Annotated in this window: 12 protein-coding genes; 2 read left to right on the plus strand and 10 right to left on the minus strand. The window is 33.1% G+C overall.

Features of this window, described 5'->3' with window-relative positions; genetic code table 11:
* Nucleotides 1-83 precede the first annotated feature (83 nt).
* Complete coding sequence (locus tag QLS71_RS04115) at nt 84-1,994, minus strand: ATP-binding cassette domain-containing protein (protein ID WP_308990647.1); 1,911 nt, start codon at nt 1,992-1,994, stop codon at nt 84-86.
* Between the two features lie 86 nt (nt 1,995-2,080).
* Here QLS71_RS04115 and QLS71_RS04120 point away from each other — a divergent pair, with 86 nt between their 5' ends.
* Complete coding sequence (locus QLS71_RS04120; protein ID WP_308990648.1) at nt 2,081-2,467, plus strand: DUF983 domain-containing protein; 387 nt, start codon at nt 2,081-2,083, stop codon at nt 2,465-2,467.
* Between the two features lie 6 nt (nt 2,468-2,473).
* Here the strand turns inward: QLS71_RS04120 and QLS71_RS04125 are convergent, their stop codons facing one another.
* The 9 genes from QLS71_RS04125 to QLS71_RS04165 form a co-directional block, all read right to left on the minus strand.
* Nucleotides 2,474-2,761, minus strand: a complete 288-nt coding sequence (locus QLS71_RS04125; protein ID WP_308990649.1) for a hypothetical protein — start codon at nt 2,759-2,761, stop codon at nt 2,474-2,476.
* Nucleotides 2,762-2,795: 34 nt separating this feature from the next.
* Nucleotides 2,796-3,839, minus strand: a complete 1,044-nt coding sequence (locus QLS71_RS04130) for an FAD-binding oxidoreductase (RefSeq protein ID WP_308990803.1) — start codon at nt 3,837-3,839, stop codon at nt 2,796-2,798.
* Between the two features lie 119 nt (nt 3,840-3,958).
* Nucleotides 3,959-4,849, minus strand: coding sequence for a gliding motility protein GldN (gene gldN, locus QLS71_RS04135; RefSeq protein WP_308990650.1), 891 nt, complete (start codon nt 4,847-4,849; stop codon nt 3,959-3,961).
* A gap of 82 nt (nt 4,850-4,931) precedes the next feature.
* Nucleotides 4,932-6,491: a gliding motility protein GldM gene (gene gldM / locus QLS71_RS04140; RefSeq protein WP_308990651.1), complete on the minus strand. Its 1,560-nt coding sequence runs from the start codon at nt 6,489-6,491 to the stop codon at nt 4,932-4,934.
* 50 nt (nt 6,492-6,541) lie between these two features.
* Nucleotides 6,542-7,180 carry a gliding motility protein GldL gene (gene gldL, locus QLS71_RS04145; protein ID WP_308990652.1) on the minus strand — a complete coding sequence of 213 codons (639 nt, stop codon included), beginning with the start codon at nt 7,178-7,180 and terminating at the stop codon, nt 6,542-6,544.
* A 90-nt stretch (nt 7,181-7,270) separates the two neighbouring features.
* Nucleotides 7,271-8,635 carry a gliding motility lipoprotein GldK gene (gene gldK, locus QLS71_RS04150; RefSeq protein WP_308990653.1) on the minus strand — a complete coding sequence of 455 codons (1,365 nt, stop codon included), beginning with the start codon at nt 8,633-8,635 and terminating at the stop codon, nt 7,271-7,273.
* Nucleotides 8,636-8,790: 155 nt separating this feature from the next.
* A complete protein-coding gene (locus QLS71_RS04155) occupies nt 8,791-9,957 on the minus strand; it encodes a formimidoylglutamase (RefSeq protein WP_308990654.1) in 1,167 nt (388 codons plus the stop codon).
* A 158-nt stretch (nt 9,958-10,115) separates the two neighbouring features.
* Nucleotides 10,116-12,623, minus strand: coding sequence for a type I DNA topoisomerase (topA, locus tag QLS71_RS04160; RefSeq protein WP_308990655.1), 2,508 nt, complete (start codon nt 12,621-12,623; stop codon nt 10,116-10,118).
* 136 nt (nt 12,624-12,759) lie between these two features.
* Entirely contained in the window at nt 12,760-13,536 is a 777-nt protein-coding gene (locus tag QLS71_RS04165) for a hypothetical protein (RefSeq protein ID WP_308990656.1), read from the minus strand.
* A 152-nt stretch (nt 13,537-13,688) separates the two neighbouring features.
* Here QLS71_RS04165 and miaB point away from each other — a divergent pair, with 152 nt between their 5' ends.
* Complete coding sequence (gene miaB / locus QLS71_RS04170) at nt 13,689-15,137, plus strand: tRNA (N6-isopentenyl adenosine(37)-C2)-methylthiotransferase MiaB (RefSeq protein WP_308990657.1); 1,449 nt, start codon at nt 13,689-13,691, stop codon at nt 15,135-15,137.
* Nucleotides 15,138-15,190 lie beyond the last annotated feature (53 nt).

The following is a 15,190-nucleotide window of genomic DNA, read 5'->3' on the forward strand; positions in this document are numbered from 1 at the left end:
GGATTTGGGTCTAATACGAAAATAACTGAAAATCAGACCAAAAACTATTTTATTCGATGAAATACGTTGTTTTTTAACAAATACTAATCGACAAACTGTTCAATTTCAAGCTGAATAGCTTCCCATTTCTCCATTGAATTTTGTAAATCGGACTTTAATTTTTGATAATTATCAAAGAAATTAGGTTTTGAAGTAAGTGCATCGTAATTAATTTCAAGTTCTAAATCAATCTTCTTTATATCACCTTCCAACCTATTAATTTCTGCTTCCACATTGCTTAATCTATTGTTTAAAGATTTAAGTTTCTTTTGGTCGTCGTAAGATTGCTGTTTCTTCTCTTTAGGTGTTTCTTTAACTACAGTTCGCTTTTCAACCTCTCTTAAACTTTCAACATTACGTTGCTCTAAATAATAATCAATATCACCTAGATACTCCTTTAATTTATGATCTTTAAACTCGTAAACTTTATTGGTTAAACCTTGAAGAAAATCACGGTCATGAGATACTAAAATTAAAGTGCCTTCAAACTTTTTCAAAGCTTCTTTTAAAACATTTTTAGATTTGATATCTAAATGGTTTGTAGGCTCATCCATAATCAACACGTTAAATGGTTGCAGCATTAATTTTGCTAAAGCCAAACGGTTCCGTTCACCTCCAGAAAGCACTCTTACATATTTATCTGCTTCATCTCCTCTAAACAAAAAGGATCCTAAAATGTCACGCACCTTACTTCTGTTTGTTTCATTAGCAGCATCAATCATGGTATCTAAAACTGTTTTGCTACCATCTAAGTATTCTGCTTGGTTTTGCGCGAAATAGCCGATTTGAACATTATGCCCTAATTTTAAATGACCATCGTATTTGATATCACCAACCATAATTTTGGCTAAAGTAGATTTACCTTGTCCATTTTGTCCAACAAAAGCCGTTTTACTATCGCGTTCAATTAATAAACCCACATTTTTTAAAACTTGGTTATTGCCATAATTTTTTGAGATTTTATCCATTTCAGCCACTACCTTTCCAGGCGTAATTGATACTGGAAAATTAAGTGTCATCACGCTATTATCGTCTTGATCAACCTCAATTCTATCAATCTTATCCAGCTTTTTAATAAGTGATTGTGCCATCGTCGCCTTTGATGCTTTAGCACGAAATTTCTCAATAAGTTTTTCGGTTTGCTCTATTTGCTTTTGCTGATTTTTTTGAGATGCCAATTGTTGGGTTCTCAATTCCTCGCGCAATACCAAATACTTCGTATATGGCTTCGGATAATCATAAATACGTCCTAAAGAAATCTCAATAGTTCTATTCGTTACGTTATCTAAAAACATTTTATCGTGAGACACAATAGCTACAGCTCCTGCATAATTCCTCAAAAAACCTTCTAACCAAATAATAGATTCAATATCCAAATGGTTTGTAGGTTCATCTAGCAATAAAATATCGTTATTTTGAAGTAGTAATTTAGCAAGTTCAATACGCATACGCCAACCACCTGAAAAGGTATCAGTTAACTTACCAAAATCCTCGCGTTTAAAACCTAAGCCTTGAAGGATTTTTTCAGTATCACCTTGATAGTTATAACCTCCTAAAATCTCATATTGATGTTGAAGCTCATTAATATCTACCATTAATTGATGATACCCTTCACTTTCATAATCAGTACGCTCTGCCATTTGCGTATTAACAGCATCCATTTTAGCTTCTAATTGCTTAATCTCAGTAAATGCTTCGTAAGCCTCTTCTAGTACCGTTCTTCCTAAAACAAAATCGATATCTTGTTTTAAAAAACCAATTTTAAGTTCTTTATCGGCAGCAATTTGTCCTGTATCTGGCTCTATTTCTTTTGATAATATTTTTAGCATGGTCGATTTTCCTGCACCATTTTTCCCAATAAGACCTACCCTATCACCATTAACCAGTTTAAACGTTATATCTTCAAACAAGTATTCCCCTTGGAATGAAATCGATAAATTATGAATGTTCATCATAGAAATGTAACTTTTGCTACAGAATTTGAATTATTAAAATTGTATTTTTGTCCTGTAATTGCAAATGCAAAAGTACATTAAATTATATGTTTAAAAAAGGCTCAAAATTATATAGCATTTTAACGGGAACTTGTCCAAAATGCCATGAAGAATCCATGTTCAAAAATAAGAACCCATACATTTTATCAGAAGCATTAAGTATGCACGAAACGTGCAGTAATTGTGGCACGAAGTATAAAATGGAACCCTCTTTTTTTTATGGATCAATGTACGTGAGCTACCCAGTTGGTATTGCTTTTGCAACTGCCGCATTTGTTATTTCTTTCTTTGTTTTTAAAGCAAATATTAACATCATATTTACCTCTATAGTTGCAACACTTATTGTTTTTATGCCTGTAATTTTAAGACTATCTAGGAATATTTGGATAAACTTTTTTATACATTACGATAAATCTTTTGCTAAGAAAAAGTAATTATTTTTAAACTTCCGTTCCTTTTACAAGGAAAGTATATTTAATAGCGTCTTTCTTAAGATGTAAAAAAGCTGTCCTTCTAGCGTCTTTAGAAAAATCTATAAAGTCTTTTTCAGATTCAAATGAAATAAAGTGAATCTCATATGGTAATTCTTCCTCAAAAGAAATATAAGTTTCTTTAGTTGGTCTAATTCTATAAATTAATTTCCCTCTATAATCGTTCAATATAGGAATTGCTAGATCTTCAAATTGATGAAAAACAGCCTCTTTTCCTTCTTTAACAAAGATCATCATGGTTAAATAAATCATTATGTTCAGTATAATTAATTTATAAATTAAACCTTTTAATGTCAATCTCCTCTTCAAGAGGTTTTCCCTTTTCAATAAAATTATAAAGTTCTAGTGCCACATAAGGTCCAATCATCACCCCACGCGTACCCAAACCGTTTAATACAAACATATTCTCATGTATTGCATGTTTACCAACTAACGGACGTCGATCTTTTACCGTAGGGCGTATTCCTGCAACTTGGTTTACAACTTCAAATTCGCAAGTAATTTGTTTTTTAAGCTTCACTAAAAGTTCCTCTTTGGCTAAATCTGTAATTTGAGCGCTTAAATCTTTCCATTCATAAGTAGCTCCTACAATATACAAGTGGTTTCCCAAGGGAATTAAAAATACACCAGCTTTTAAAACATAATCTATTTTTAAATCGGGTGCGTGTATAGTTAGTAATTCACCTTTCGCGGGTACTAATGGCAAGTTTTTAAAAAATGGGTTATTTTTAACCCCAAAACCTTCAGCAAATACGATGTATTTAGCTTCTATGTTTCGGTATCGAATACGACCTTCTTCATTACTCAGGGCTTCATAATTAAATAATGACTCAAGGAACCATCCATTACGTAATAAATATCCTTTATAAGCTTCTATTAAAGTTTTGACATCAATGCGCCCGGTTTCTAAAACTTGACCAAAACCAAATGGAGCCTCTATAGCATTATTTTCATTTTTAATGATTTTTGGTGAAAGGTATTCAGAAAGTATTGGCTTATCGGAAGCTGTAAACCAATCATTTTGTTCTTCTAACGATGCAAATTTCCGATTTACAGGGATTTTATAATCTAACTTAACGTCTAATAACGTTTCTAAATTCGCATACATAGGCAATGCCAAATCGAGCTGTTCTTTACATTTCCATACAGGTGTAAAACGCTTTAAAACAACCGGGTTATACAAACCTCCCGCAACAGTTGAGGATTGTTGTGACGCATTATCAAAAACCACAAATGATTTGTTATGAACCTTTAATTGCTCACAGAAACTAATACCTGCTAGTCCACTTCCTACTATAATATAATCTACTTGCATCATACTGCGAAGATAGTAACATTTATAACTATGTTAAAAGGTTTAAATGACCTCCAAACTGAATAAAAAAACGCCCACAAAATTTGCGGGCGTTATAATTATATTATAAGATATTGAAATTAATATGTCCACATATCTAATTCAAAATCTCTAATTTTTTCTTTAATTCTTTCAGACTCTAGCAATTGCATTAAAGCATTGTCCGATATGTATTCTGTAATTGCTCTATCCTCTTGTACATTCTCTTCTTTATAAATATAACCTTGAAAACGTCTGGCATTTAACACATGGTCGAATGAAAATGGCATGGAGGTGTTCTTATTATTAAATGACTTCGCCTCATGTAATACCCCTCTAGCATCTGGAAAAAATATCCAAAACAATTCCACTAAATCAGGACTATCAGAATCTATAAAGTTAACGTCTGGAGCTACAGGAGCAATTCCTAACAATCTGTATTTCATTTCTGCTTGACGCTTATCAAAATACCAAAGACCTTTAATATGATATTCTGCAATATCGGCAGCCGTAAGATCTCTTCTATTGATATACTCAGCCGATAATTCTTCACCTGCATTTAGTTGTTCAATACCCAATTCAGTAGTATCAATTTTCACTAATGTGGCTTCAATATCTTTTAAAGTTCGTTTAGTTTTAAAATAAGAATCGTCATAAATGTTTTTAATCTTACCATTTTTAACATTCTTCATAAGCACATCGTACAAACATCTCCTTTCACTACCAATATTATTGGTGTCAACTGGGTAATACAATGAAAAGTTAGCACGTTCGTCTAAAATAACTTTCTCCCAAGTCATCTTAGAGAACAGAATATCTCTGTCGTCTACATAACCATACTCTAACGGTTTATCATTATCTATGGCCTTTTGAGCATCTGTTCTTACCCCAATTTCTTGAGGATTTTTAGCGTTTAGTATATTTGCTTGAGCAAATATGCTTGACACTGTAAAAACAGCTGTTACGGTTAATAAAAAACTTTTTAAATTCATGTGCTTATCTTTATTGTTATTTCAATACTTATACATATTCTTATTACTAGAGAATTAACAAATGATTAGATTATATTAATCTTTAATTCGTAATCTCAATAATGATTGGAGACACCTTTTTAAGTATCACGCTAACACCGCTAGCTCTTGCCTCAATATCGAAAATTTGAACATCATCTCCCCGTTTTGCTTTTAATAATACGGATTTTGCTCTACTATCTAGTTTATTACCGTTTACATCAACCGTTGGCTGTCCTGGTACTTTAAATTTAAAGCCAGTTACGCTCAATGGTAATTCGAAATCAAAATCATCAAATTTAGCTCCAACAGTTGAAATATCAAGGGCGTTACGTTGCATTTTTATTGAACCGTCTTCACCTCTTATAGTTCCAGTTGGTTTTGGTAAATCTTTAATTCTGAATGTTGCTTTATCGCTAACATTTAAACCATCAATTTTACCAGTAACATTAATTGTAACTTCTCTACCTTGAATTCTGGTAGCATCCATTATATATCTACTACCGCTTACTCTACTTAAACCTTGAGCTGAAGCATTTACGTTATTATCTGCTATACCAGCAAAAGAAATAGTCATTGGGTTTTTAACCCCTCTGTATACAACATTCATTTTGTCTGCTGAAATAGTTGCAGCATTAGGTTTTGCAACCGTAGCAAATGATGAATTCACAGGCACTTCAACATCTTCACCATCTTGAGCGAAGATTAACTTCCCTTCAATTTTGTGTTCACCAACACCACCAGTTCCAATTTTCAACTTAACTTTACCTTCTTCAATAGAATATTGGTCCTCTTCTAATTTTCTTCCATCTAAAGTTAACTCCACTCTACTCGGTTTTGTTGAAGCATCTTTACGACCTAATACAATTTGTCCATCAAACTGCTCTCCATTAAAATAAGCAGATTTAGATGTCTCCATTAAGGTTGTATAATTGGTCATAGACACCTCGCTAGAAAGTGTTCCTTGTAACATTGTTGATAATACTTCAGACTGAGTTGTTTTAATATCGGCTTGAAGTTGTGTCATTTTTGTTAATGATGCTACTAAAGGAAACCCTTTGTAATGATAATCTAACCAACTTTGCTTGATACCATCTCTGTTGGTAACATCGTCTGTGCTAAATTTTTCTTTTACATCTTTAACTACATTTTGCATACCTTTTTCATCTGCTAAAATTTTAGCAACACCTTCTCTATAGGCTGCCATCTGAGCTAAAAATTCTTCTCCTTCAGGTTTTAATTTTCCACCTTTGAAGAAGTTTTCATCCAGGTAATCGCCCTTATCCATTATTTCGTAATCTGTAGGGTCGTCAATTTTTGCAACCATATTACCTTTTAAATCTTCTAAGTATTTATCAAATTTTGAAGCTAATGCTTCAATTTGGTCTGCTTTAGATTTTAACGATACATATTTTTCTGGTTGATCTGAAGCTTTTTGTTCTAAATTCGCCATGAAAGCCGTATTTCTTTGACTTGTAGCTTGATTAGACTCGGTAAGCTTTTCGTTCATTAATCCGAATGCTGAAAGCACTTCCTTGGACATATTTAATGCTAGCATCGCTATAAATATTAAATACATCAGATTAATCATTTTCTGTCTGGGTGATAAATTTCCTCCTGCCATGTCTAATTAGGGTTTTTGGTTAATTATTAAAATTTGGGATTAACTCCTAATTAGTTCTTGTTCATAGCAGACAGCATACCACCATACACGCCATTTAATGATGACAAGTTAGATGCTAAAGATTGCATTTGTTCTTTTAATTTAGATGCATTTTCAACAGACTCTTCATTAATTGTTGCTTGTTTACTAGCGCTTTCTAATTGTACTTTATATAAACTGTTTAAAGATTCCATTTGAGCTGCTGCTAATGATAATTCTTCACCATATTTTTTAGAAGCTTCAATAGAACTTGTATTAGATGACATACTTTTCGCTGCACCTTCGAAGTTTTTAATACTTTCTCCTAAACTTGCCATTAATTCACCATCAATTTTGGCGTCTTTTAATAACTCGTCTAATTTTTTTGATAATAAGCCTTCTGGATTTTCATTTTTATCTTTTTTACTTGTTTCTCCTCCAGCTAATTCTGGGTACACTAAAGACCAATCTAATTCATTATCTACAGGTTCGAATGCTGATAATGCGAAGATAATTGCCTCTGTTACAAGACCAAGAGTTAACATGAAGTTACCTGTTAAAGGGCCTATTTCAAAGTGAATAATTTTGAATAGTGCACCAACAATTACAATTGCTGCACCTAATCCGTAAGCCATATTCATGAACTTTTTACTTGCTTTTGAGTTTGCCATAATTTTCGATTTTTAATTTAAGTAAATACTTAAGTAGGTTAATTAATAGGTTAAAGTTATTTATTGATTTGATTAAATTTATTCGTTTTATTACTTATTGCCCGTTACTTGTGTCCCCATGTAATCTTGAACTGTTCTAAAACCAATATAGCTTCTTGCAGAATCTGCATATTCGTAATCTCTTGTACTTACTTGTAAAAAGTATGCCACGTCTTTCCAAGATCCACCTCTAACAATTTTACGTTGATTATTATTATCGTTAACACTTGGATTAATAGTTGATGTAAATTCGTAAGAAGAGGGATCGTATGATGCATTTACCCACTCTGACACGTTACCTGCCATATTATACAGGTTGTAATCATTAGGCTCATAAGACTTAGCTTCTACGGTATATAATGCTTGATCGGCAGCATAATCACCTCTTACAGGTTTAAAATTTGCCATAAAACAGCCTCTATCACTTTTTGTGTAAGGGCCACCCCATGGATAAGTAGCTGCTTGAAGACCTCCTCTTGCGGCATATTCCCATTCAGCTTCAGCGGGTAATCTAAAAGTATTTACCATGGCTGCACCTTTTCTTGATTTTTGGTATGAGTTTTTCTTAATAGTTCTCCACTCACAAAATGCTTTAGCTTGTTTCCAAGTAACACCTACTACTGGATAATCGCTATATGCGTCATGCCAAAAGTAATCGTTATGCATAGGCTCGTTATAAGAATAGGCAAAATCTCTAATCCAAACCGCTGTATCTGGATATACTTCTATTTCTTCTTTTACAATAGCATCTCTACGTTTAATTCCTCTGTTTTTTGCAGCTTCCTGCATATCCATGTGACTGTATTGAAACTTAAACTTTTTAACATCCCAAGTACGTTGTCCATTATAAGAATCTTCTAATGGCAAATACATGGTATCCATTACTTCTGTATAATATTCATCTGGATAATCAGCAGTATCGAAAATCAAATCAACTTTACGGTTAATTTTTCGTCCTTCATATCCTGTAGGTCCTAGACCTGTATAGTTTTCGAACATATATTTTTCGTAAACAGACATATTAGCCGTGTCTGCATCTTTAAAAGCAAATTCACCAATACCACCATCTTCAGGCATTTTCCCAACTTCGTCTGCTAAAACAGCTAGTTTGTATCTAAGTATTGAGTCTCTAACCCAATTAACAAATTCGCGGTATTCGCTATTTGTTATTTCGGTAGCATCCATATAAAAAGCTCTTACCGTTGCCGTTTTAGCTGGTGCATCATGAATACCCGCCAAATCGTCATCGCCTTTACCCATTATAAAAGCACCACCTGGAATAAGTTCCATTCCATAAGGTTTTTCAGGGTGCCATTTTTTTCCTTTAACACCAACTAGTTCGCCCTTATCGTTAGAGCCACAACTCGCTAGCATTGTTATTACTGTGGTTAATAATATAAACTTCTTCATATCCATAGAAAACTCGAGGTTAATTATTTAAGCTTCATTTTTGAGAGCGTAAACATATTTATATATTTTTTAAAAAACAACTTTTTTAAAGAAAAAATTACGTTTCATCGTAAAAAAATAACATTTTACCGATTAAATGTACCCTTTGACAGTTATTAGTATTAAACACTATTCTTTTGAAGCGCTTTGTACCAGCGTTCTGGCACTATATTATTGCAAGCATCTATATAATCTTGATGCATGCAAGGTAATAACGTATGTCTCTTTAATTTATTATTAATTTCCATTAAAAAAGGGATTTCAATCCACCATCTACCTGTTTTATTACTTTTATAAAACACTAATTCTTGCGACTCTACCAATGTTATGAATTTTTGATGACTACTATCATTTGAAAAATCATCATCTTTTACCCTAAAATTGACACCTTCAATAAAATACCAGAGCATTTGAGAAATAAGCATACAGGTAATATCGTCGTCTTTTGATGGCTTATATTCATAAATTCCAAAAGAGCTTACTTTATTACTAATACCAGCATAACGAGCAATAGCACAAATTTCTTTACCATCTAATCCATTGGGTGAAAACTTTTGGTTCAAGCTAACTTCTGCCCCTTTTACTGAACTTAGATCGATGCTAACAATATTAGCGTCGCGCATTACAGGTTCTACAAGTGTAATATCTTTAGAAACGGAACCTAATCTATAAGACTCAAAATAAAGACTATCCATTAAGTCTTTTTCTTCTTGAGAATTAAAGTAGGTTTGATAACCAATAGTAGCATAGTTAAAAAGATTGTATGGCTGATCTAAAATTATTTTCCCAATAAAACTATCGTTTTTTATGGGTTTAGTTGAATCACCCAAATCGAACTTGCTATCGACATTCACAATATTTACCATAGGCATTATAGTATCATAAGCCCTATAATTTGGATACGTAAGATCTTGGGTACCTCCAATAATAATAGGTATAATATTCTTTTTAATTAAAATAGCTATAGTTGTTTTTAAAGCAAAGTAAGTATCTTCTACGCTTTCTCCTTTATTTATATTACCTAAATCGGCCGTTATAGTATGCCAACTTCCTGGAAAAAGACCATAAAAGGTTTTTCGAATTTCATTTAACTGAAATTCTTCTCCTATATAATTAACATCATTTCTATTTTCAAGAACACCTAAAATGGCAATATTAACTCCTTCTAAATCTGGAATTCCTTTTTGTGTAGAATGAATTCTAATTTTTCTACCTAAGGCTTGTAAAGAAAGTAATTCATTATGAGCCAAAACCACATCTGAAACAGGTGAAAGAAAATTAAAATTCATTTATAACGACTGTTTTATAAAAATTGACTTTTTATTATGTACAAATATCTTAAGAAATAGCAATTTATGCCATCGGGTCAATATAAAAAAACTTCAGAAAATTAGAATATAATAATTTCAGAAACTACTTTTTATACATCATTTAATACCACTTAAAATCATTTTTTCTTTGTAACGGTTTTCTTCTTAGTGGCTGTTTTTTTCTTAACTGCTTTTTTCTTGGGTGTTTTAGCCTCTATTAAAGCCTTAGCTTCATCTAAAGTCATTTTAGACACATCGACAGATTTATCTAACTCTACTTTTATTTTCCCTTTTAACACATTGTGTCTTCCCCAACGCGCTTTTTCAACACGAATACCTTCTTCTTCCCAATTATGAATAACTTTATCTATTTCTTTTTGAATTTTAGTTTCAATAAGTTCAATAATATCATTGTCTGATAAGTTATCCCAATCATATTTTTTATTCACATTAATAAACATATTATTCCACTTAATAAAGGGGCCGAAACGTCCTTTACCTTTTTGTACGGGTAATTGTTTATAGGTATAAATAGGAGCATCTGCGGCTTCCTTTTCTTTAATTAACACAATAGCATCATCCAACTCAACACTTAAGGGATCGACACCTTTGGGTAAAGAAACAAAGGAATCACCAAACTTAACATAAGGCCCAAAACGTCCGTTGTTAACTTCCACTTCTTCTCCTTTATAGGTCCCTAGGTTTTTAGGAAGCTGAAATAAATCCATCGCATCTTCATAAGTAATGGTATTTAATTGTTGGTCTGGACTTAAACTAGCGTACTGAGGTTTTTCTTCATCATCAGGTGTGCCTATTTGTACCATAGGGCCAAATTTGCCCAAACGTACACTTACTTGTTTTCCTGTTTTGGGATCGGTTCCTAAAACACGTTCACCAGATTCTCTGTCGGCATTTTCTTGAACATTTTCAACTTGCGGATGAAAATCTTGATAAAAGTCTTTCATCATATTTTTCCAATCAACTTTACCTTCTGCAATACTATCAAAATCTTCTTCAACTTTAGCGGTAAAGTTATAATCTAAAATATACTCAAAATGATTCACTAGAAAATCAGTTACAATCATACCAATATCGGTTGGCACTAACTTTCCTTTATCAGAACCTACTTTTTCAGTAAGTTCTTTATCTTTTACTACACCATTTTTTAGTGTGAGTTGTGCATAATTACGCTCTACACCATCAACGGCACCTTTTTCAACATAATTTCTATTTTGAATGGTTGAAATGGTTGGTGCGTATGTAGACGGACGACCGATACCCAATTCTTCTAATTGCTTCACTAATGACGCCTCTGTGTACCTATAAGGTGGGCGCGTATAACGCTCGGTGGCTGTAATGTAATTATTTAATAAAGTTTCATTGGTTTTCATAGCAGGAAGCATACCTTCTTGCTCAACATCCTCTTCATCAGTGCTTTCCAAGTAGACTTTTAAAAACCCATCAAACGTGATAACTTCTCCATTAGCTGTAAATGTTTCATTATGCGTGGAAGCTGCAATTTTAACATTGGTACGTTCCAACTCTGCTTCGCTCATTTGTGATGCAATAGCACGTTTCCAAATTAAATCATATAAACGCGCTTGATCTCTATCGATATCTACAGAATGAATAGCAAAATCGGTAGGACGTATCGCCTCATGCGCTTCTTGAGCTCCTTTAGCTTTCCCCTTATAATTTCTTGGCTTGCTATATTTATTACCAAAAGCACTTTCTATTTCTGCTTTGGCACCATTTCTAGCTTCATCTGATAAATTAACACTATCAGTTCTCATGTAAGTGATTAAACCCGCTTCATACAGGCGTTGAGCCATCGTCATGGTTTTACTTACTGAAAAATAAAGTTTACGTGATGCTTCCTGCTGTAATGTTGAAGTGGTAAACGGTGCTGCTGGTGATTTTTTAGCAGGTTTTTTCTCTAAATCTGCTACTTTAAAGTTAGCTGTAGCATTTTTTTCTAAAAACTTTTGAGCTTCCTCTTTAGTTGAAAATGTTTTAGGCAATTTCGCTTTAAATGTCTGCCCTTCTTCATTCGAAAATTCAGCATCTATTCTATATGACGCTTCCGTAATAAAATTTTGAATATCACGTTCTCGTTCCACAATCAATCGTACAGAAACAGATTGTACACGACCCGCCGATAAACCCCCTTTCACTTTACGCCAAAGAACGGGTGACAACTCATACCCTACAATTCGATCTAATACTCGACGTGCTTGTTGTGCATCCACCAAATCATAATCGATACCTCTTGGGTTTTCAATCGCTTTTTGAATAGCTGTTTTTGTAATTTCATGGAAAACAATACGTTTTGTTTTGTCCTTATCCAATTTTAAAGTTTCTGCTAAATGCCAAGCAATAGCTTCTCCTTCGCGATCCTCATCACTTGCTAACCATACCATATCGGCTTTTTTAGCTAAGTCTTTCAGTTTTTTTACAACCGCTTTTTTATCTTTTGAAACTTCATATTTTGGTTTAAAATCACCTTCAACATCAACCCCCAATTCTTTGGATGGTAAATCTGCTATATGTCCAAAGCTAGACTCTACCTTAAAATCTTTTCCTAAAAATTTCTCGATAGTCTTTGCCTTAGCAGGAGACTCCACAATTACTAAATTCTTCGCCATATTTCAATTTTTGTAGCTACAAATGTATATGAAAAAAAGTTTATCTGCCTAATTTTAGGGATTATCTGTTTTCTATTTAAATAAAGAAGCCTGCTTTTTACAATCAAAAGGCAGGCTTTTTTAAAAAAATTAAAATTTATTCGTGAGATACTTCATAAACATCGTTACCTTCTTTTTCATCAAAACCAATAGAATCTTTATATATAAAGTATGCTGGTAAGTAAACAAAAGAAGCTGTAACCAAAATACCAATACAGCACATTAACAAGCCTATTATTTCTGCCAATATTGCAGAAACAAATAGTAATCCGAATGTTAACAGCCATTTTTTATTTCCTAATTTAAATCCTGCTTTTACAATTTCAGAGGTTGACAAGTCGGGATTAAAAGCAAATATCACATTCATTAAAGCAACAGGAATCATCACATATATAATAGGAAAAAAGCATAACAAAGTTGCTGCCATCGAAATTCCAAAAGTAGCGAGAGACAGTTTAATAACTTTCCCTAAATATGGTTTCTTTAAATAGTAGAAATAATCGTCAGCACCCATTTCCTCTAAATCTTTAAGTTTACAAATTCTATAAAAAGATGCTTTCATTCCGAAACCAATAACCATGGCAAGAAATAAAAACACAAGTACAAATATGAAAAACGGAATCATAAGTAATGGTCTAAAATCTCCTACATCCCCCATGTTTTGGAATGATTGCGGATCAATCAATCCCATTCCCAACATTGGTAAATACATGATTAAATAAAAAGGTATCATTAAAAGCATAGTTAATAAGAGCATCACTAAGCCTTGCACCCATACTTTTTTAAATAATTCTATGGATTGATTAAAAATGGTTCCAAAATCTAAAGCTTTCGCTTTCTCTATTTTATCTAATAAACTATTAATGGTATTCATTTGGGTTTTATAATTGGTTAGTAGGTCACCAAAGTAAAGACATTTTCATATATTTTCAAAATTTAATAAATTTTTAGATATGACACTTTGTCATAAAACATAAATAAATTGTATCTTTGCATGCTTATTGAAAATACGTGTTTCAACAACCTATGGAAAAGATAATTGACGAAAACAAACAAGGAGAATCTTTAGTTCTTGAACAAAAAGAAGGTAATAAACGTAAACTTTTTATAGAAAGTTATGGTTGCGCTATGAATTTTAGCGACAGCGAAATTGTAGCTTCTATTTTAACCAATCAAGGCTATAACACTACTCAAAATTTAGAAGATGCCGATTTAGTTCTGGTAAACACCTGTTCTATTCGTGATAAAGCAGAACAAACCGTACGCAAACGTTTAGAAAAATACAACGCTGTAAAAAGGGATATTAACCCGAAAATGAAAGTGGGTGTTTTAGGATGTATGGCAGAACGTCTAAAAACGAAGTTTCTTGAAGAAGAAAAAATAGTAGATTTAGTTGTTGGCCCTGATGCATACAAAGACTTACCAAACCTTTTAGCTGAAGTAGATGAGGGTCATGATGCTATTAACGTGATACTTTCTAAAGAAGAAACGTATGGCGATATTTCACCGGTTCGCTTAAACAGCAATGGTGTTACCGCTTTTGTTTCTATAACGCGTGGTTGCGACAACATGTGCACGTTCTGCGTCGTACCTTTTACACGTGGACGTGAGCGCAGTAGAGACCCACAAAGTATTATTGAAGAAATTAACGACTTATCCAATAAAGGCTATAAAGAAGTAACGCTGTTAGGTCAAAATGTAGACAGCTACCTTTGGTATGGTGGTGGTTTGAAAAAGGATTTTGATAAAGCTTCCGGGTTACAACAGGCTACTGCCGTTAACTTCGCAAAATTATTAGACCAATGTGCCAAAGCACAACCTAAAATGCGTATTCGTTTTTCAACGTCCAATCCTCAAGATTTAACGATGGATGTGGTTGAAGCTATGGCGAAACACCGCAATATCTGTAATCACATTCACTTACCAGTACAAAGCGGTAGCGACCGTATTTTAAAAGAAATGAACCGTTTGCATACCCGTGAAGAATACATGCAATTAATAGATAATATTAAACGTATTATTCCTGATTGCGCCATCAGTCAAGATATGATTGTTGGTTTCCCTACAGAGACTGAAGCCGATTTTCAAGATACCATGTCCTTAATGGAATATGTTAAATATGATTTTGGTTATATGTTTACCTATTCAGAGCGTCCAGGAACTTTAGCAGAACGCAAAATGGAAGACGATGTTCCAGAAGCCGACAAAAAACGAAGACTTGCTGAAATGGTTGAACTTCAGCAAGTACATAGTGGTTTTAGAACCAGACAAAATTTAAACACAATTGTTGAGGTGCTTATTGAAAAAGAATCTAAAAAATCGGATGCTCACTGGTCTGGAAGAACCCAACAAAGTTTGGTTACGGTTTTTCCAAAAGGCAACTATAAAATTGGTGATTTTGTAAACGTAAAAGTAACAGATAGTACGAGTGCTACATTGATTGGGGAAGCCATTGGCTATTCAATTAACAATTAATAATGAAAATGCATAGTTTCAAAACTTTTCAATCTTTTACTTTTCAACTCATT

Source organism: Mariniflexile litorale (genome assembly GCF_031128465.2).
In the GTDB taxonomy this organism is placed as follows: domain Bacteria; phylum Bacteroidota; class Bacteroidia; order Flavobacteriales; family Flavobacteriaceae; genus Mariniflexile; species Mariniflexile litorale.